The 19166-nt window shown below is 57.5% G+C and carries 21 protein-coding genes; 12 read left to right on the forward strand and 9 right to left on the reverse strand.

All coding sequences use genetic code 11. The annotated features are described in order from the left end of the window. Positions 1-10 precede the first annotated feature (10 nt). Positions 11-502 carry a GNAT family N-acetyltransferase gene (locus G477_RS0106195; RefSeq protein ID WP_026697204.1) on the reverse strand — a complete coding sequence of 164 codons (492 nt, stop codon included), beginning with the start codon at positions 500-502 and terminating at the stop codon, positions 11-13. Positions 503-614: 112 nt separating this feature from the next. Here G477_RS0106195 and G477_RS0106200 point away from each other — a divergent pair, with 112 nt between their 5' ends. Continuing rightward, complete coding sequence (locus tag G477_RS0106200) at positions 615-2000, forward strand: hypothetical protein (protein ID WP_026697205.1); 1386 nt, start codon at positions 615-617, stop codon at positions 1998-2000. Positions 2001-2697: 697 nt separating this feature from the next. On the opposite strand, the gene nadA is transcribed toward G477_RS0106200, so the two are convergent. Genes nadA through G477_RS18875 form a run of 3 tightly spaced genes read right to left on the reverse strand, consistent with a single transcriptional unit; the run spans position 2698 to position 6072 of the window. Continuing rightward, positions 2698-3810 (reverse strand): quinolinate synthase NadA, encoded by a 1113-nt coding sequence (gene nadA, locus G477_RS0106210; RefSeq protein WP_026697207.1) that lies wholly within the window; start codon positions 3808-3810, stop codon positions 2698-2700. Then, a complete protein-coding gene (nadC, locus tag G477_RS0106215; RefSeq protein WP_026697208.1) occupies positions 3807-4643 on the reverse strand; it encodes a carboxylating nicotinate-nucleotide diphosphorylase in 837 nt (278 codons plus the stop codon). The genes nadA and nadC overlap by 4 nt, the downstream gene beginning before the upstream one ends. After that, a complete protein-coding gene (locus G477_RS18875) occupies positions 4597-6072 on the reverse strand; it encodes an FAD-binding protein (protein ID WP_084406151.1) in 1476 nt (491 codons plus the stop codon). Before G477_RS18875 ends, nadC begins: the two co-directional genes overlap by 47 nt. Positions 6073-6136: 64 nt before the next feature. On the opposite strand from G477_RS18875, the gene G477_RS18880 reads away from it, so the two are divergent. Beyond that, positions 6137-7300 carry a cysteine desulfurase family protein gene (locus G477_RS18880; protein WP_051287737.1) on the forward strand — a complete coding sequence of 388 codons (1164 nt, stop codon included), beginning with the start codon at positions 6137-6139 and terminating at the stop codon, positions 7298-7300. Beyond that, a complete protein-coding gene (locus G477_RS0106230) occupies positions 7251-7787 on the forward strand; it encodes a transcription repressor NadR (RefSeq protein ID WP_026697209.1) in 537 nt (178 codons plus the stop codon). The genes G477_RS18880 and G477_RS0106230 overlap by 50 nt, the downstream gene beginning before the upstream one ends. Positions 7788-8137: 350 nt before the next feature. Here the strand turns inward: G477_RS0106230 and G477_RS18885 are convergent, their stop codons facing one another. Continuing rightward, positions 8138-9319 carry an MFS transporter gene (locus G477_RS18885; protein ID WP_051287738.1) on the reverse strand — a complete coding sequence of 394 codons (1182 nt, stop codon included), beginning with the start codon at positions 9317-9319 and terminating at the stop codon, positions 8138-8140. 163 nt (positions 9320-9482) lie between these two features. Here G477_RS18885 and G477_RS0106240 point away from each other — a divergent pair, with 163 nt between their 5' ends. The 5 genes from G477_RS0106240 (at position 9483) to G477_RS0106270 (ending at position 14155) form a co-directional block, all read left to right on the forward strand. Beyond that, positions 9483-10049, forward strand: coding sequence for a TetR/AcrR family transcriptional regulator (locus tag G477_RS0106240; protein WP_026697210.1), 567 nt, complete (start codon positions 9483-9485; stop codon positions 10047-10049). Between the two features lie 134 nt (positions 10050-10183). Beyond that, the gene (locus G477_RS0106245; RefSeq protein WP_026697211.1) at positions 10184-11191 is read left to right on the forward strand and encodes a tRNA dihydrouridine synthase; all 1008 of its coding nucleotides are present in this window, start codon (positions 10184-10186) and stop codon (positions 11189-11191) included. A 158-nt stretch (positions 11192-11349) separates the two neighbouring features. Next, positions 11350-12111, forward strand: a complete 762-nt coding sequence (locus G477_RS0106250) for an SDR family oxidoreductase (RefSeq protein WP_026697212.1) — start codon at positions 11350-11352, stop codon at positions 12109-12111. 182 nt (positions 12112-12293) lie between these two features. Further along, positions 12294-12845 (forward strand): hypothetical protein, encoded by a 552-nt coding sequence (locus G477_RS0106255; protein WP_026697213.1) that lies wholly within the window; start codon positions 12294-12296, stop codon positions 12843-12845. A gap of 908 nt (positions 12846-13753) precedes the next feature. After that, a complete protein-coding gene (locus tag G477_RS0106270) occupies positions 13754-14155 on the forward strand; it encodes a hypothetical protein (RefSeq protein ID WP_026697215.1) in 402 nt (133 codons plus the stop codon). Positions 14156-14369: 214 nt separating this feature from the next. On the opposite strand, the gene G477_RS0106275 is transcribed toward G477_RS0106270, so the two are convergent. Both G477_RS0106275 and G477_RS0106280 read right to left on the reverse strand, forming a co-directional pair. Beyond that, positions 14370-15188 (reverse strand): methyl-accepting chemotaxis protein, encoded by an 819-nt coding sequence (locus tag G477_RS0106275; RefSeq protein WP_026697216.1) that lies wholly within the window; start codon positions 15186-15188, stop codon positions 14370-14372. Between the two features lie 160 nt (positions 15189-15348). After that, positions 15349-15831: a hypothetical protein gene (locus G477_RS0106280; RefSeq protein ID WP_026697217.1), complete on the reverse strand. Its 483-nt coding sequence runs from the start codon at positions 15829-15831 to the stop codon at positions 15349-15351. 312 nt (positions 15832-16143) lie between these two features. Here G477_RS0106280 and G477_RS0106285 point away from each other — a divergent pair, with 312 nt between their 5' ends. Next, positions 16144-16791 (forward strand): vitamin K epoxide reductase family protein, encoded by a 648-nt coding sequence (locus G477_RS0106285; RefSeq protein WP_026697218.1) that lies wholly within the window; start codon positions 16144-16146, stop codon positions 16789-16791. Between the two features lie 31 nt (positions 16792-16822). Here G477_RS0106285 and G477_RS0106290 read toward each other — a convergent pair whose 3' ends face one another. Continuing rightward, a complete protein-coding gene (locus tag G477_RS0106290) occupies positions 16823-17533 on the reverse strand; it encodes a TVP38/TMEM64 family protein (protein ID WP_170203846.1) in 711 nt (236 codons plus the stop codon). Between the two features lie 136 nt (positions 17534-17669). On the opposite strand from G477_RS0106290, the gene G477_RS18890 reads away from it, so the two are divergent. The 3 genes from G477_RS18890 to G477_RS18895 all read left to right on the forward strand — a co-directional run bounded on the left by G477_RS18890 (position 17670) and on the right by G477_RS18895 (position 18396). Then, positions 17670-17897, forward strand: coding sequence for a DUF1659 domain-containing protein (locus G477_RS18890; RefSeq protein ID WP_035211385.1), 228 nt, complete (start codon positions 17670-17672; stop codon positions 17895-17897). 1 nt (position 17898) lies between these two features. Further along, a complete protein-coding gene (locus G477_RS0106300; RefSeq protein ID WP_026697220.1) occupies positions 17899-18123 on the forward strand; it encodes a DUF2922 domain-containing protein in 225 nt (74 codons plus the stop codon). Between the two features lie 84 nt (positions 18124-18207). Next, entirely contained in the window at positions 18208-18396 is a 189-nt protein-coding gene (locus G477_RS18895; RefSeq protein ID WP_035211388.1) for a YvrJ family protein, read from the forward strand. 274 nt (positions 18397-18670) lie between these two features. Here the strand turns inward: G477_RS18895 and G477_RS0106310 are convergent, their stop codons facing one another. Further along, positions 18671-18943, reverse strand: a complete 273-nt coding sequence (locus G477_RS0106310; protein ID WP_026697221.1) for a hypothetical protein — start codon at positions 18941-18943, stop codon at positions 18671-18673. Between the last annotated feature and the right edge of the window lie 223 nt (positions 18944-19166).

Raw genomic sequence — 19166 nt, forward strand, 5'->3', positions numbered from 1 at the left:
CGGCCGGCATCTACTGCCACCCGTATATCCGTTCTTCCAGCTGGGCGCCGTCAATGGTGAGGCTGGTCGTGTCGATCAGCTGCGCACCGTGAGCTTCATAAAAGCGGCAGGCCGGGTTTTCGGCGAGGACGGAGACGAGGAGGGAAGCCATGCCTCGGTCGTGCAGGTCATGGAGCACCGCTTGAAACAGCGCGGTTCCCAATCCCTGGCGCTGCGCCTGCTCCAGCAGGTACACCGCATACAGCTCTCCGTCATAATCCGGGTAGTCCTCCGTTCGCTTCGGACCGCCGTGCGCGAAGCCGACGAGCTGCCCGTGCTCATTGTCAGCCGCAAAAACGGGCTGAGTACGAAGGATCTGCTGCCATTTGCCGATTCGGTTCTCCGGCTTCATGGCCTCGAGGTACGATGCGGGGACGATGCCGCGGTAGGTAGTCTGCCAGCTTTGGACTTGTACGTCGGCAATGGCTGCGGCTTCTTCCACAGATGCGTGTCGGATCTGCATAGTCAGCCTCCTTTTGTGTGTAGTATCCATATTCTACCACATCTCCCGCTGGCATGCAGGTACGGCTCGTGAGAGAATAAAAACCAGCACGAACACCGAAGGAGGGACCAGGATGAAGAAGGATACAGCGGCCATTGTGAAAAAGATGAAACGGCACGAGTTGGAGACACTGGTGCTTGAGTGGATAGAGCAGTATCCGGAGCTGGATCGGCTGGTGGCGTTGAAAGCGGCGACGCCGGCGGAGGAGGTGTCGGAGGCGGGCAAGGTGATCACGAGCTTCCTGCAGCAGGCGAAGGGGTCGCATGGGATGATTTTCCGCGGCCGGTCGATGGTGGCGAAGCAGGGATTCATGCAGGTGCTCGGCCAGGCGGAGAACCGGCTGGCGGAGGCGGAATGGGAGCGTGCAGGGAAGCTGGCGCTCAAGGTGCTCGGGCGTGCGGTGGATGCGCTCAGCTACATGGACGATTCCGATGGCGTGGTGATGGATGTATCAACCGCCTGTTACCGAGTGCTGGAGACGGCCGCAGCGTCAGCGGAGGAAAAGGAAGCCGGGGCGCTGTTCGATGCCATGCTGAAAGAGGCAGCGAACAAGCGGTATGACGGTTGGCCGGACTTCCGGTTCGAGGTGCTGAGGCGCGCGGTTCCGCTGGCAGCTGCGGATGCGAAGCGGAAAGAGAAGCTCTGGGAAAGGCTCGCTCAGCAGGAAGCGGCGGAAAAGCAGAAAGATACCGATGGGTTCTGGGTCAAAGAGATCCTCCATATTCGCGCGGAATTGATGGAGGCGGGCGAAGGAAAAGCGGCCGCCCGGGAGTACCGTCTGGCGCAGAGCCGGAGGGACCCTTCCTTTCTCCTGGACCTGGCGGAAGAGGCGCTGGAACAGGGATGGCTGGATGAGGCCGACGAGCTGCTGGCGCGCGGCCGCCAAGAGCTTTTGCCTCGGGATATGGAGAAACTCGACTGGCTGCAGGTCTCGTTGTATGGCAAACGGGGCGAAACCCAGTTCAAAAAAGCGCTGCTGCGGCAGATGATGCTGGGGAAATATCAGGTCTGGCATGCTTGGGAGGCGTACGAAGAGTGGAAAATGCTGCACGCCGAGAGCGAGTGGGAAGACGCGAGAGAGGAGCTGCTCGAGCAGCTGCCGGAGGAATCAGAGTTGTACCTGGACATTTGTCTGGAGGAAAAACGGACCGGACGGATCATGGACGTGATTCGCCGGAGACCGGATCTGATCCGCACCTATTATCCGCACGTCCAGCCGGAAGCCTCGGAAGCGGTGAAGGAGCTGTTTCAGCAGGCGATTGCAGAAGGAGCGGAGCGGGCGCAGCAGAAGAAACATTACCGCGCGCTCTGCCGGGTGGTGCTCGAGGACGCCGACGTGAACGGCATCGGGCATGCGCGGCAGATGATCGCGATGCTGCGGGAGACATACCCGCTGAAGTCATCGCTGCAGGAAGAACTCGACAAGACGGAGGAGAAGCTCCAGAAGAAACAAAAGTGAAACAGCGCCGGCCGGGACATCCCGACCGGCGTTTTTGGTTTGGAGGGCATATCGTTTCGGGAAGTGTGGTCCATTCAGCGGGGATTGTGACCAAGCGGCGGGAAAGTCTGGACAATTGGAGCCAATTGTGACAAAGTGCGGCGGATATTCGGCCAAAGCAGCAAAATCGATGGAGTCGGATACCTCTCCGCGCCAGTCGGCTTGGTTGATGTCGGATCCGTGGGTGGATGGGGAAGTGCGGCCAATTCAGCGGAATTGTGACCAAGCGGCGGGAAAGTCCGGACAATTGGCGGTGATTGTGACAAAGTGCGCCGGATATTCGGCCAAAGCAGCAAAATCGAAGGGAGTCGGATACCTCTCCGCGCCTGACGGCTTGGTTTTTGTCGGATCCGAGAAGCCGCAGGGGAAGTGCGGCCAATTCAGCGGAATTGTGACCAAGCGGCGGGAAAGTCCGGACAATTGACGGTGATTGTGACAAAGTGAGGCAGATATTCGGCCAAAGCAGCAAAATACAAAAGAAAAAAGCGTGCAGCAACGCCGCATGCGTTCCGATCGTGTTGACATTTTGCCTATTAAAACAATGATAGAATTTACAGAAAGGAACAGCCTCTCTTCCGAGACAGGCTGTTCCTTTTCGTCGTTTACAGGAAGACGTTCCGGCCGGCAGCCCGGGACGCAGGACCTTCAAAACCCCGCCTTACCCTAAAGCCATCATCCGGTCGATGGCGAGCCGGGCGTCGGCGGCGGTGGTTTCCGGGACGCGGATTTCATGCACGACGCGGCCGACAGCGGCTTCGTCGAGTACCCAGACGAGGTGCGGCAGGTCGATGCGGTTCATCGTGAGGCACGGGCACATGTCCGGATTCAGGGAAACGATCGACTGCTCCGGATGCTGGTCGGCGAGCCGCCGCACGAGGTTCATTTCCGTGCCGACCGCCCACTTCGTCCCGGCGGGGGCGGAGGCGATCTGGTCGATAATGTACGACGTCGATCCGGCGAAATCGGCCGCCTCCGTGACCTCCCATGTGCACTCCGGATGGACGAGAATACGCCGCTCCGGATCGCTTCCCCGGAACTCGTCGATATGCTCCATCCGGAAGTTTTCATGCACCGAGCAGTGGCCGCGCCAGAGCAGCAGGGTTGCGTCGTCCAGCGACGCGTCGGGCACATCGGGCGTTAATTCCCTGCGGATCGGATCCCAGACAGCCATGCGGCGGCGTGGCATACCGCTGCGGTAGGCCGTGTTTCGTCCAAGGTGCTGATCGGGCAGGAAGAGGACGCGCTTCTTCTGGGCATACGCCCACGCCATCACCTTGGCCGCGTTCGACGAGGTGACGGTCGTGCCGCCGTAGCGGCCGACGAACGCTTTGACAGCGGCAGAGGAATTGACGTACGTGACGGGGATGATCGTGTCACCGTAGCGCTCCGTCAGCGCCTCCCACGCCTGCTCGCACTGGGCATCGTCTGCCATGTCCGCCATGGAACAGCCGGCTCGCAGGTCCGGGAGAATGACACGCTGTTCCGGGGGCGTGAGCATGTCTGCGGTTTCCGCCATGAAATGAACACCGAGAAAAATAATGAAGTCCGCTTCCGGCCGTGCCGCCGACTGCCGGGCGAGCTGCAGGGAGTCGCCGGTCACATCCGCAAATTGGATCACTTCTTCCCGCTGGTAGTGATGGCCGGGCAGAAACAGACGGCTGCCGAGTTCGCGGCGGAGCCGCCGTGCTTCCTGCTGCAGGGCTTCGTCGCTCATTGCTTTGTAGCGATCCGGCAGGGCCGGGGTGAGCTGATCGAATAACAGGTGGTTCATCGTACTGCCTCCTTCATCGTGATACGCATACTCAAGTCGAGGGCCGGAGCCGAATGGGTCAGGGCGCCGATGGAGATAAAATCGATGCCGGGGAGCGCCGCGTCGCGGAGCGTCTCCATCGTGATCGAGCCGGAACGTTCAATCCGGATGCCGTCGGGAATTATCGGGATCCAGCGGCGGGCCTCTTCGTGGGAGCAGTCATCGAGCATGATGACGTCCGGCCGGCAGGAGACGGCTTCCCGCAGTTCTGACTCAGTTTCTACTTCGATTTCGATCGCCGTGAGTGGTCCGGCCGTCTCCCGAATGAGCTCGACGGCCCGGGTGATGGATCCTGCTGCAGCGATGTGGTTTTCCTTAATCATGCAGACGTCATCCAGCCCGCCGCGGTGACTGACGCCGCCGCCGGCCCGGACGGCGTCTTTCTCCAGCATGCGGAGCCCGGGCGTCGTTTTCCGGGTGTCGGTGATGCGCACGCCCATTCCTTCGACCTGCTGCACGGCGCGACTCGTCATCGTCGCCGTGCCGGAAAGGCGCTGCAGGAGGTTCAAGAGCACCCGCTCTCCCGCGAGAAGGTCGGCAGCCGTGCCGCTGATCCTGGCTGCGGCAGCACCTGCGTCCATGCCCGTTCCGTCGGCCAGCACGTGCTCCACAGTCCAGCCGAGCAGCAACGCGGTCTCTCTCACGATCGTTTCCCCGTAAAAGCAGCCCGCTTCTCCGGCAGTGATCACCGCCGCTGCTTTCTGCCCTTGCAGGGCGGCGGTTGAACGGTCGCCGCGCCCGATATCTTCATTCAAAAACTGGATCAACTGTTCCCGCAGTAAGAGTCGGTTCATCGGACTTCTCCTTCCAATGGGCGCCTAAAGACACCTCGTTTTGTCTTGCGGCTCGTGCAGCTTCCCGTGCGGTCGTGATCATGTTTGCGGCCGGGAGGGCGGTTGTCTGCTGCATGCCGTCCGGATACGCGTCGAGCTGTTCCAACAGCCGGTCCAGGCGGTCATTGGAGCGGACCACCCCAAGCCCTTCATGAATCTGCCTGCGCAGCAGGCCGAGGTCCGGCATCGCGTGCTCCGAAGGAAGGGGGAGAGGAACCACCCCGCTGCGGCCGGAGGCGCATGCCTTTTTCACCGTCGCCGCGCACTTGGTCCCTGTGACGAGGGCTTCGAGCAGCGAGTTGCTGGCGAGCCGATTGGCGCCGTGCACGCCGGTGCAGGCGGTTTCGCCGATGGCGTAGAGACCCGGGATGGAGGTGCGGCCGTCGAGCTCGGCGGCGATCCCGCCCATGTGAAAGTGGGCGCCGGCGGCAACGGGGATCCATGAATTGGACCGCCGCCGGGTCATCTCGGTGTGCAGGAACGGAAAGGACGAGGCGAGGGCCGGAACAGTGGAGACGTCGAGGAACACCGGGCGGCCGGCCTGGCTTTCCTGATCGACGGCTCTTGCGGTGATGTCGCGTCCGGCGAGGTCCCCGCCGGGCACGTCGGCCATGAGTGGGGTCCCGTCCCCGCGGCGGAGCACCCCGCCGGCGCCGCGGACGGCTTCGGAGACGAGCTGCACGGCGCCGTTCACGTTGTACCAGACGGTCGGGTGAAACTGGATGTACTCCATGTCCTGCAGTACTGCTCCGGCCCGCGCGGCCATAGCGGTCCCATCGCCGGTGGAACCGGATGCGTTGGAGGTGCACGGGAACAACGAGCCGATGCCGCCGGTGGCGAGCACGACGGCATCGGCATGGATCCGCCAGCGCCTCCCCTGCCAGCGGAACACGACGCCCTGACAGCGGCCGTCCTCTATGTAAAGGTCCTCTGCTTCAGCATGAGAAAAGAGACGGCCGTGGTGCAATAAAGAAGCAGAGGCGTGGCGCATCAGACGGCGGCCGGTCTGATCTCCGCCCGCATGGACGATCCGCGGCAGCCGGTGCGCGCCTTCCCGGCCGAGAGCCAGGCGTCCGTCCGCGTTACGGTCGAACAGCGCCTCCCGCTTTTCCACGAGGCGCACGCCTGCTTCCAGCAGCTGCCATACCCGTCCGCCATCGTTTTTCCACGCGCCGCAGGCCATCGTATCGTACCAGTGCTGATCGAGAGAGTCGTCCGGATGCAGCGGCGCCGCCACGCCGCCCTGGGCAAGCCAGGAATTGCCGTGCTCTTCGCCCCCCTTCCTCAGCACCGTACACGACACATCCGCTCCAAGTTCCTCTATGAATGTACAGGCAGCAAGTCCGCCGCCGACGACAACAATGTGCACAACCCTCACCTGTCTCTTCATGTGTCTTGACACATATCTTTACATAAATCTACACTGAACACAAGTCATGTGAAGGAGGAAGTGGATGATGTACTTAGACCATGCGGCCGGGGCCCCGATGCCCGCGTCCGTGATCGACACGTGGGTCCATGCCCAGCAGCACTTTGCCGCCAATCCATCAAGCCTGCACGAACCCGGGAATCAGGCCGCCCGTCTGCTCACCCTCGCTAGAAAAGAAATCGCCGCCGCCGTGGGTGGAACCCCGACTCATCTTTTTTTCACCGCCGGAGGGACCGAAGCAAACCATCTCGCCCTCGAAGCCCTGACCCGGAGCACCCCGCCCGTACACGCGGTGACGACGACAATCGAGCACCCGTCCGTCCGCTCCTTTTTTAAAAAATTGGAGGGAGCAGGGACCCGGGTGACCTGGCTTTCCCCAGCTTCCGATGGGGTAGTGACAGAGGAGCATCTGGCTGCAGTACTCGAGCCGGAGACGTCGCTCGTTTCGGTGCAGTTCGTCAACAGCGAGACCGGCATCATGCAGCCGGTCCGGGCTTTGAAGCGGACGGCGGGAGACATTCCGTTTCATACCGACGCGGTGCAGGCGCTCGGCAAAGTGCCGCTGGACTTGTTTCTCCTCGGAGTGGAAGCGCTGAGTGTGTCCGCGCATAAGATCGGCGGGCCCAAACACATGGGAGCAGTCTGCGTCAAAGACTGTTCGGTGTGGACGCCGGCCTGGCCGGAGACGTCACAGGAGCTGGGATTCCGTCCGGGAACGGTCGATGTGCCCGGTGCCGCCGCCTTTGCCGCCGCTGTGCAGGCGCTGCCGTCAATGGAGACGGCGCTGGAGGCTGCCTGGACGAAGCGGGAGCGGTTCATCCAGGCGCTTCCGCCGGAGACGAGGATCGATGAAGCAGCGGACCAGTCGCCCTATATCATCGGCCTTCGTATCGCCGGTATACAGGGCCAGTACCTGCTGGCGCTCCTGGACCGCCGGGGGATCTCGGTATCGACCGGCACCGCCTGTACGCAGGGAGTCGAAGACGTCTCCCCGGTCATGGAGGCGCTGCACCCGGGGTCTCCGACCGAGCAGGGACGCTTCCTCCGTGTGTCGTTCGGCCCCACAACCTCCTTAGAGGAGCTGGAGCGCGCAGCTGAGGCAATCTGTGCTATTGTAGAGTCAGTCAGGGGGGAGGAACATGGCAGAGAAAATGCAGGGCGAAGCGAGGCGGAAGGCGTTGATCCATGAACTGCAGCACGCGGAACGGGCCCGGAGCGGCCGTTCGCTCGGAGAGCAGTTCGGGGTGAGCCGGCAGGTGATCGTGCAGGACATGACGCTGTTAAAGGCGCAGCAGCATCCGATCACTGCAACAAGCCAGGGCTACGTCTGGAATGAAGCAACGAGTGGCAGGGCCGAGCGGATCCTCGCCTGTGTCCATCCACCGGAACGAACCGAAGAAGAGCTGCTGCTGCTCGTCGACCACGGCGTCACCGTCAAAGACGTGCGCGTCGAGCATCCCGTCTACGGCGACCTGCGCGCGAGCATCATGGTGAAAAACCGACGTCAGGTGCAGCAGTTTTTGGAGCAGGTCCGTCGCACCGAAGCAAGCTATCTGTCCGAACTAACCGATGGCATCCACCTTCACGCCGTCGAAGCAGACACCGAAGACGACCTGCAGGCCGCGGTCGATGCCCTCGCCGAAGCCGGGTTTTTGATTGAAGAGCGGACCGACTAACAGCAGACGAAGCCGAACCGGCGAAAAAATCGGTTCGGCTTTGTTGTCTTGGGAGGCCAGTGGGGAAGTGAGGCCAACTTTTCGGGAATTGTGACCAAGCGGCGGGAAAGTCCGGACAATTGGCGGCGATTGTGACAAAGTGCGGCAGATATTCGGCCAAAGCAGCAAATTCAAGGGAATCGGATACCTCTCCGCGCCTGCCGGCTTGGTTGTCGTCGAATCTGAGAGGCAGGTGGGAAGTGCGGCCAATTCCCGGCGATTGTGACCAAGCTGGAGCAAAGTCTGGACAATTGGCCACGATTGTGACCAAGCGCAGCCAAACTCTGGCCAAAGCAGCCCCATCACCGGAATCAGCTCATCTCCTGCGCCGGGTGGCTTGCTGCACTCTCCGGGAGGGGATTGACAGTATCGGTCTGCGGGCCGAACATCACGGCGAGCAGACCGAAGCTGCCGAACAACAGGAAGACCGCTGAATAGCCGAGCACCCCGATCAATCCGCCTGCCAGGACAGAGCCCGCGACTTGTCCGACGGCGAGCAGCAGAAACGGCGTGCCGATGCCGAGCGAGGCGTTGGCGATGAACACCCGGATGCCCCAGACGATCAGCACACCAGTAACGAACAAATACGCAGCCCCGAACAGCGCAGCAGCCGTGTACGCACCGAGTGGTTCTTCAGGAAAAGCCGCCAGCAGCAGCGAGGCGAGTCCGATCGCAGAAGCCGCGCCCATGTAGGAAGCCGGCAGGCCGATGCGCCGGATGACAGAGCCGGAAAAGCCCCCAAGTACGCCGAAAATACCGAGGACGATCCAGAACCCGGAGAGGCCCGCGCTGCTGAACTGGCCGGTACTATCAAGAAAGTCCACGGCAAACGTCCAGAAAACCGCCGTGGCCATCCCGAGGAGACCTGCGCTCAGGAGCAGACGGGGAGCACCCGGCACCCCTCGAATACCGAACGACCCTTGATCAAACTGGACGCGCGACACGCCCCGCTTCGGAAGCACCCGACGGTTCCAAAGCAGAATGAGGAGGGCCAGCGCCGCATACCCGGCGTAGGTCATCCGCCATTCACCCAGCAGAAAGACCGCGCCGGCTCCGGCAACGAGCAGGCCGAGACTCGTGCCGGTGTTGATCCACGTATTGGCCGTGCCCTGCTTCTCTTCCTGGATCCAGAGCGAAATCGCGGCGCCGTAGGGAGGGGAGACGAAGCCGGTGCTCGCGCCGGCGGCGAGCACGCCGAGGGCTAGCACCCACGCATTCGGGGCGATGCTCATCAGCAGCATGCCGAGTACCGCCGATATGCCTGCGGCGAGAATCATGCCGCGCGGGCCGTGCCGGCTCGTCCAGACGATCGAGAACACGATGGCCCCACAGTAGGACAAATACACGAGCGACGAAATCAAGCCGGCAACCGCGGGCGTCATGCCGAGGTCCTCGCTGATGCCCGGAAGCATGAGGCCGTAGCTGAAGCGGGCGAGGCCATAGGAAACGGCAATCATGGCGATGCCGGGAAGAACCAGCCTGGTGATGTTCATAAAAACTCCTCCCGAAAAGATAGAACGATTTATCTAAAATAATACTAAATTAGATAGAACGGTAATTCTATTTTTAGCATGAACCAGAAAGGAATGCAACAATCGCAGCGGAAATGATACGATAGGGGCAGAAGCACACTCGTGACGCACAAAGGAGCAGACCATGGCCAAATCGAAAAAGAAAGAAGCACTGCTGCACGCCTCGGAACGGCTTTTTTACGAGCACGGATTCCACGGCGTCGGCCTCAAACAGATCATCCACGAAGCCGACACGGCCCTGATGACGTTATACAACCATTTCTCCTCCAAAGAAGCCCTCGTCGAAGAAGTACTGCGGCGGCGCGAGGAGCGGTACTGGTCCTACCTCGATTCCCACGTGGAACAAGAAGGCGAGCACCCTTTTGTGACCGTCGTCAAGGCGCACGGCGACTGGCTCGCCACCGAATCCTATAAAGGAGACATGTTCCTGCGCGCCATCGAAGACTACGCCGGCACCGACAACGACATCGAACACATCGCCCGCTCCCATAAGGAAAAACTCCTTAGCTACCTCCGTCAGCTGGCGAAAAAGGTGGACGAGGAGAACCACGAGGATGCGGCACACTACTTGACCCTCCTTCTGGAAGGAACGACGTCGATGGCGACCTTGATCGGTGCGGAGCAGGCGACGGCGTACGCACGTGCTATCGTGGAAAAAATGAACACGGTACCGGACGAGCAGCGTGGATAACGGCCAGGTATCCGGGTTCCATCAGAGGGGGAAACCTGCTATACTGAGGACTGCTGAACCGACAACCGCGCGTGTTTCACGTGAAACATGCTGCAGATTATAGAGAAATTCGCGAGAGAAAGGAAGAACCAGATATGACGAACGAAAACTTCTGGGCGGAACTGCCAAAGCCGTTTTTCGTCTTGGCACCGATGGAAGAAGTAACGAATGTGGTTTTCCGTCACGTGGTCGCAGAAGCGGCCCGTCCGGACGTGTTTTTTACCGAGTTTACGAATACAGACAGCTGGTGCCACCCGGACGGCATCGAGAGTACGAAGGGACGGCTCCTGTTCACCGAGGATGAGCAGCCGATGGTCGCCCACATCTGGGGAGACAAGCCGGAGAATTTCCGGGAGATGAGCATCGGCATGAAAGAAGCCGGCTTCAAGGGCATCGACATCAACATGGGCTGCCCGGTAGCGAACGTTGCCGCGAAAGGGAAGGGGAGCGGCTTGATCCGCGAGCCGGAGAATGCCGCAGACATCATCCAGGCAGCGAAAGCCGGCGGCCTGCCCGTCAGCGTGAAGACGCGCCTCGGTTATACGTACGTAGATGAATGGAAAGAATGGCTCTCGCATCTGCTCCGCCAGGACATTGCGAACTTATCGATCCACCTGCGTACGAAAAAAGAAATGAGCAGTGTCGATGCACACTGGGAGCTCATTCCAGAGATCAAGGCGATGCGTGACGAGCTTGCGCCGGATACACTTTTGACCATTAACGGTGACATTGCGGACTATCAGACCGGCGTCGAGCTCGTCGACAAGTACGGCGTCGACGGCGTCATGATCGGGCGCGGCATCTTCACGAATCCGTATGCGTTTGAAACGGAGCCGCGGGAGCACACGACGAAGGAACTCTTCGACCTGCTGCGGCTCCACCTCGATCTGCACGACAAGTATTCCGAGGAGATGGGCCCGCTCTTGTTTAAACCGCTCCGCCGTTTCTTCAAAATTTACATCCGCGGCATCCGTGGCAGTGCCGAGCTGCGTCACCAGCTGATGCAGACCGAGACGACCGATCAGGTCCGCACGCTGCTCGACGACTTCGAGGCCGAGGCCGCCGAAAGAGAAAAAGAAAAGCAGCTCGTCGGAAAAGACTAGCTGCCGCTAAGGACCGGTTCTCCCACGTGGAAACCGGTCTTTTTTTCTTTGTTAAAAAGGATAGAAACCGACACGGCGGGGCTGATTGTTGATAGAAAGAACCTCCGGCATGTATTATATTTACAATGTAAGCGAATACTTGAAGGAGGGTGTTTCACGTGAAACTTGCTGGAAAAACAGCTGTCGTGACGGGAGCCGCATCAGGCATGGGACGCGCCATCGCCCTGCGTTTTGCCAAAGAAGGAGCCAAGGTACTGGTGACAGACATGAATCTGGCTGGCGCAGAGGAGACGGTCGCAGAAATAACCGGGAAGGGGCAGCAGGCTGAAGCGCTGCAGGTCAATGTAGCAGAAGCGGCGGACGTGGAGAAGATGATCGACACCGCGGTTGAGACCTTCGGCACGGTAGACATTCTCGTGAACAATGCCGGGATCATGGATGGATTTGAACCGGTAGGGGAGATCACGGACGAAAAATGGGACAAGATTTTCGCCGTGAATACGACGGGTGTGATGCGGGCGATGCGGAAAGTCATCCCGCTCTTCCAGGAAAAAGGCCGAGGCGTCATCGTCAACATCGCTTCGACCGGCGGGTTCAGCGGGGCTCATGCCGGTGTCGCCTACGGGGCGTCGAAACATGCGGTGGTCGGCATCACGAAAAACACCGGCTTTATGTATGCCAAAGAGGGGATCCGCTGCAATGCAATTGCCCCGGGCGCCATCGAGACGAACATCGGCGCCAGCATGTCCAACATCAGTGAATTCGGCATGGGGCGTGCCGGCATGACCCACGGGCTGTCTCCAAGAAACGGGCAGGCGGACGAGATTGCCGCGGCCGCCCTGTACCTGGCCTCTGACGACGCGTCTTTCGTCAACGGCACCGTGCTGACCGTGGACGGCGGGTGGACGGCAGCGTTTTAACCGGTGGATATGCATGAAGAACGAACAGGCTGTCCGTACACATACGGATGGCTTTTTTTTGATGAATAATAAAAGGACGCTGCTGTCTCCTTTTTCCACTATAGATGTAAGTGGTTTTTTTTTGTATGAAAGGGGTAATTATCCAGTGTGAATACCAAAAAATACAAAAAAGGATGATCTCCATGAAAAAACAGATGATCGCTGCAGGCGTTGCCATGGTCATGACGACCGCCTGCACCACGACGGAGGAAACAAATTCTCCGGACAATACGCCGGACAACGAAGCGGACGATCCGGAAGAACCGCAGAACGACGAGGAACAGGATTCGAACATGCTGGCATCGGAGACAGACGGGGACTTTCAATTGGATGTGTATCAAGCGGAAGAAGAGCCGGAAGTATTCCGTGCGGAGCTGCGTTACACAGGTTCGGAGGAAGAAATGGAGATTTTTCACTATCAGAACGTGATCAATTTTCACCTTGAGCAGGACGGAGAGGTAGTAGGAGGGGCACCGTTCGTCGATGACGGGAATGAGTATACGTCCACGACCCTGGAGGAAAACGAATCCATCGAGGACAGTGTCTCGAGAGACACCATTGATAATTACGAACCTGCCTCCGGAGAAGCCTATATGCTCGTAGCAGAACCTTTCTTCAATACAGAGGAAGATCTGGAAGAAGAGGAGGCCGTCACGACGCCTCGAGTCGAAGTGGAAGTAACCTTTTCCAACTAAGAGGCACGCCGGACGAAGGTTAAGGAGCAGAAGCGGATAAACAAAGCAGGGCCGTTCCGCAGGATGAGGGAACGGCCTTCAGCAGCTGGTTTTCTGCTTACGAAGAAAATCGGAACAAACGTACTCTATTGAACCACGTCTGTTGATTACCCATTTATTAGGAAAATGTGTATTGGGTGCAGCGGCTGCGGTTTTTCTATCTTCGCCTGCTGAGGAGAAAGAACACCTTGCACTGCGACAGGCTCTGATCACAAGGAAGAAAGGATGCAGCATCCTCCTTCCAACGAAAGGCTCGTTTTTCCTTAATGAGAAAAAGAGCGGCGCGCAGCCGGCGACTCCGGGAGGATCAGGACGATTCGAAGATCCGGCTGCCGGCGGCAGACTAGCTGAGAGAGTCCCCTCCGGAAAGCGTCCGGCGGAAGCAGAGCCTCCCTCCGTATTCCAACGAAGAAGCTCTTTCTGTTGTTTTGTAGAAAAAACAATAACTATGATTTGGAGGATATTGGTTAATCAACAGACGTGCTATTGAACATAAGAAAATGAAGGAGAATGTTGAACGAGAGAGCTGTTGAGATGATTCAACTCCTTCCACCATCCTATCCAGCAGAAACACACCGCTTACGGGATTATTTGATTGATGCTCTCGTGGCATCTGCTTCTACAGGAACCGTTCTTCAGGAAATTTCTGAACGAAAGCATAAAGAAGGAAGGCACGATGAATGACATCATATGAAGAACGGATTTCATTCCAAGCGTCGAAACGGACAATAAACGTATTGCTTCTTCAACGAACGAGGGGAAGCCTTGAATCAGGAGTGCCGTGCTTGAGTGAAGTCACAAGCATAGATTTGGAAAAAAAGGAAACTCTCCCTTTCCGATTACCGTCTTATAGTAAAAGAGGTGATTGAATGAGAAGACGAACATGCTGTTTTATCGTGGTAGTCCTATTATTATCGGCGTGTGACATTCAAACGAACAACGAGGTGGAAAGTGAAGAGGAACCCCCTGGAAATCCAACAGCCGAAGAGATACTATCAAGTTCTCCAGATGCTGATATTTTTAAGGCGGGAGGTATTATTTACTCCAATGCGGAGGACATCGATTGGGTAATGGAAGAAGAGTTAACTTTAGATGAGGAAGTATTGGAAATCACCGAGCAGTCTAATCATGGGGAGGATTTTGAAAACGGCACTGCGACAGAACTTCCCGTTGGAACAAAAATATACGACCATCATGAAGGGAGAGGTCCGATTTATACTGCAGTAGTAGATGACAAAGAAATTAGATATCTTGGATTGATAGAAGGTTAGTATATTCGGAAAAGGATGCTCCTATAACTGAGCATCCTTTTCCTGATAGTGAAAAAGAACATGCGGCTTTAACAGAGTTTTAGAGAGAGAAGCGTGGCTCGTATGATCAACAAGGTAGAAACAGCAGCGCTTCCGTTCCGAGGTTAAGGCTTTTTTTGATTTGGACGAGGGGAACCAGGCGTTTCACGTGAAACATGCTGCATGCGGCATCTCCTTAGTCTCGTACCTGATCTGATAAATCCTTCAGCTGTGTCGTCAGGCCTTTCAATTCCTGTGAGATGCCGCTCAGCTGCTCCATGCGGTCGTGCTGGGAGCTGGTGAAGGTGGAAGCCTGTTCCGAGGCCTGCTGCGTCCGGTTTATTCGGTCGGCTGTCGCCTGGATCTGATCCGTGATTTTCTCTGTTGCTTCCGCTGTCGTCGTCGCAAACCGGCGGATTTCTTCAGCAACGACTTGAAATCCTCTTCCGGCATCGCCGGCGCGGGCGGCTTCGATAGAGGCATTGAACCCGAGCACCGTGGTCTGTCGGGTAAGGCCCTGCAGCATAGACGTCATCGCCTTCATCTCCTCGAGCTGATTCACCGCTTCCCGGGCTGCCGCGGATGAGGCATCATTTGCCTCCGCGACGGACCGGGCATCTTTGTTCGCTTCCTCGGCATGGTTGGTCATCTGAGCAGCTGCTTCATCGAGGGTGCCCGCCATCTCGCGCATCTGTTCGAACCGGTCCGTCGAGACGCCCATCGTCAGGCAGCCGACAAGATGCCCCTCTTCAAACAGAGGAATGCCCACAGCAGCATACGGAATCCCGTATACTTGTTTATCGACTTCCATCACGAGCCGGCGCTGCTTTCGAATGACAGAGTCGTTCATCCCGCCTTCGCGGAAGGGCGTCCCGTTTTCAATATGAATATCGAGCGTCTTTCCGGGAAGATAGGAAACAAAGGTCGTTGTATCCGTGAGAGCCAGAAAACAGTCTTCCGTCTGCAGCGCCTGCATGTAAGGCAGGCTCTGCTTCAATGTATGTAAAATAGACATGATTGCTCCTCCTCTGAATATAAAAAGAGCCCGCAGCTTCAGAAAAGGCTGAAAAACTGCTGGCTCATGTAGGGACTCCGGCCGATGTATTAATTTAAGCTGATTATACCGGGAACAAAGACACATTGCAAGCGTTATCTTTTTCCGAGTGGAACCGCGGTTATCGTTCCACTTTCTCGATATCGTCTTTCTCGAGCGTGTCTTCCATGTCACCTTCCACGTCTGGAGTTTCCTCCTCGTCTTCCTCTGCTTCCCGCACTTCCGGCTTGTCAAAGATGCGCGTATCGTAGGTGCTGACCTGCTTCAGCTTATATACGAAGCCGTACTGGACATCTTCTTGAAAGGCGGAAGCGGAAATCACGTACTGCTGCTCTTCATGCAGCAGGCTGAATACGACGGGATCCTGCACCTGCACTTTGTAGACAGGGCCGTTTTCTCCGTCATCCACCGGACGGCACAGAAGCCAGCGGGCAGGGGAGTCTCCTTCCGTTTCTTCCTTTTTCTCCTCGATTACGACAGCGGTCGAATTCAGCCGTTTGAACGCATAAGACGGCGCTGGTTCGATCGAGCGGGCAAAGCGCAGCAGTTGACTGGAAGCGGCGTTCAATCCTTGAAGCACCAGTCCGACAGCAGCATATTTCATCAAAAAACCTCCTCGTCCAAGTTCCTACCACTATGTTTCCCTCTTTTTCTCTTTTTCATACCTGTATTCGTCTGTTTTCCTATAAGTTGAAACGAGGCGAAAAAAGTAGGGGTGGGGGTACGTGGGGTCCTCTCTTCTTAACGCAATCCACCGAAAGAAAAGAGAAAGACATCCTGTCGGCTGAACGGCAGCACAGAGCTTTTTCTCTCTTATATAACAAAAAGTTTATATAAGGGTGTTGACATACCCTATTGGGTATAATATGATATAGTCAAATACCCTAAGGGGTACAAAAACAAGGAGGCATTTATCATGAGTGACATGGTTCAAGAGCAAGTATCCTTTCACACAAACGTAAGAGAAAATAGGAGAGAGGAAGCCGTTTACGGTCGATCGGTTCCTGCTATTTTTGGCATCTTCACCGCAGTAGCAGCGATCGGCTGGGCCGTCAGTGTCTTCCTCACAGGCATCCACTTCTGGGTGCTGCCGCTGCCGGCCGGATTTGATGTCGCCGGCACGCCGTGGGCCGTCATGACGAGTGAGTGGGCCTACGTGATGGGCATTCCGCTTGCGATGATGGGCGCCTTCTATTACCTCACTGTTCTGTTGTTTTCCGGTCTCTGGTTTCACACGAGACACCCGCTCGTCCTGAAGGTGCTGACCCCGATCACCGTCATCGGTGTGCTGTCATCGGCCTTTTTCGTCTACTTGCAGCTGTTCGTGATCGGTGCGATCTGCCCGTTCTGCATGGTTTCCGCCGGTGCTACAACCATCCTGCTTCTGCTCGAGATCATTATGATCAAGAAGAGCAGCCTGCCGTCGATCAGCAGCATGCTCGGAGATATCCGCAGCATCTTTACCCGTCAGACGCTGACGTGGATGGTGCTGATGGGAGCCGCGTCGTCCGTTGTTATCCTCAGCTTCTGGCTTGCGACGGTCATCCCTGCACCAGGTACCTGATCTGCACAAAAGAAAAAAGGGAAGCCAGCTTTTACTGTGGCTTCCCTTTGTTGCGTTCGTTCTCCATGTTGATGCCTCTTGCCGCGAGCATCCGCTTCACCAGGGCGGCGAGTGCAGCGAACGCCACGAAGGCCGCCGCCACCCAGAATAGCACCTGCAGCGAATCGTTCGCGTGCGAGCCGAAGTACGTATACATCATCGTGCCCGGCGTCTGCCCGATCATAGTACCAACCATATAGGAAAGGAACGGGATCGACGTCAGTCCGGCAGCGTAGCTCGCCACGCCATACGACGTGATCGGCACGACCCGGCTCAAAATGACGGCATAAAACCCGTACCGGTCAAAGAAACGGTCCATCATCTGCAATGCATCGGCCGGCACGATTTTTCGAATGACGGGGTGCCCGAGCGCCTGAGCCAGGTAATAGTTGAGGGCCGCTCCAATCAGGCAGCTGGTCCAGGATAAAAGTGTTCCGAGCCAGAAGCCGTACAGCATGCCGTTCGCCATCGTGACAAGAAACGTCGGGATCGGCGCAATGACGACGGCAATCGTCATCAGCAGCGTGGAAATCACCGGCGTGGCCCAGCCGAAGCCGAGCAGATACGCCCGCACGGCTTCGGTGTCCCCACTCGAGAGCGCATGGAAAGCTTCCATCATCAAACTTCGCACCGCTGGAATCAAAAAAAGCAGCAGCACGAACAGCAGAAGGAGGAGGAGCCAGCCATAATAGCGTTTCTTCATCAACATTCTCCCCCCTCCAGCAGCAATTGCTGCTACCTTCATTGTCTCACACATAAGCAGGAAAACACGGCAGAAAGATTGCCCTCCCCCTCCTGAAGCACTTCCGTGTACATAGAGGGTGAAAGGAGGTGGGGTAATGAACAACATCCTGACAACCCGCCTGGTGCTGACATTCTCAGCTGGCACCGATGAAGATGGAGGCATGATCACCCGTACGCGCTCGTTCAGCAACGTAGACATGGAGTCGCAGGAAGCGCAGCTCAATGTCGTAGCAGAAGGACTGGTGTCCCTGCAGTCGCTGCCGCTTCACGCAGCGGAAGTCAACCGGACGTATGCTTTGAATTCAGAATGGGAGGTAGTGTAATATGGCGAAACGACTGGAACTGATGTTTGAGACAGAAGACGGCGGCTCCGCGACGATTGGACTCGATAATCCGATCGAGCCGGCAGACCCGGAGCAGATCACGCAGGTGATGCTGGATATCATTGAAGCCGATGTCTTTCTTGCCCGTGGCAGCGGTTATACTGGCATCCGCGGAGCGCGGTTGGTGGAACGGAACGTCGAAGAGATCGAACTCAACGAAGCATAAACAGCGAGAAAAGCAGAGGGCCGGGTCGGCTCTCTGCTTTTCGCTTCAGTCATTCTAAGGACGTTGTCCGGAAAAGAGGCCGTAATGGACATGTGGATGCAGGTACTCAGTGAATTCGGGTTTCCCGCCGCGATCACGTTCTACCTGCTGTACAGGATCGAGAAAAAGCTGGACGTGTTAAACGCCAGCCTGCTCCACCTGCACAGCGGCAGAACTGCCGCGCACCCGGCCGCTGCACCCCCGCGAATGCAGAAACAAACCGATATCATGTAAGCTAGAAGCCCGGGTCGGCGAAGACCCGGGCTGTTTCCTATGGAGGCAGAGGTGGCGCAATACCGTGGCCGAAGCGTCTCCTTTCGAAAAGAAAGAGGCGCAAAAGATATGCAGACCGGCTCAAAAAGTGCAAAGTGTCTCAAAAATCAGCCGAAGCGACGCGCCCGCACCGCCAGCCCGCCCGCTTCGCAGGACGAAGCGTCGAGAAAATCAGCCGGACAGACCTGCTTTTCCCCGCAGCGCCTCTACTGCCTCTTCCGCCCCCCTCAACCGATCACCACGCCGATAAAATCCAGGCTTCCACGACGATATCCGCCACGCCGAGCACGACAAACAGCGAGGAAAGAATAAAAAAGAACACGGTAGTACCTTTCGTCAAGTGCCCGCTGCTCCGGCGCTTTTTCAATAGAAAACACCCGTAAATGCCGATGACGAGCAGCGCGACACCGCTGACGAAAGGAATATGAAACGCCGGCAGCATGTTCAACAGCGTTAAGGCTGCCAGGATCATGATTACGATCAGCAGGCTTCGTTCTATTTGGCTCATGGGTATCGCTCCTTTCTGTTAAGGCAGGGAGCTTTCTCACGAAAATACGATGCGGAGCCCCTGGCTGGGTACGTTCAGTGTATCAGAGAGCGGGGCGGGTGTGGATGATTTTCAAGGTGTCGGCTGGCGTCTCGGTCCCTGGAAACGAGGTGGCGCAATACGTGAGCCGAAGCTGCCTCATTTGAAAGGAAAGAGGCGCAAAAGGAGAGAAGAGTGGCTCAAA

It is taken from the genome of Alkalicoccus chagannorensis DSM 18086 (genome assembly GCF_000429725.1).
GTDB lineage: Bacteria > Bacillota > Bacilli > Bacillales > Salisediminibacteriaceae > Alkalicoccus > Alkalicoccus chagannorensis.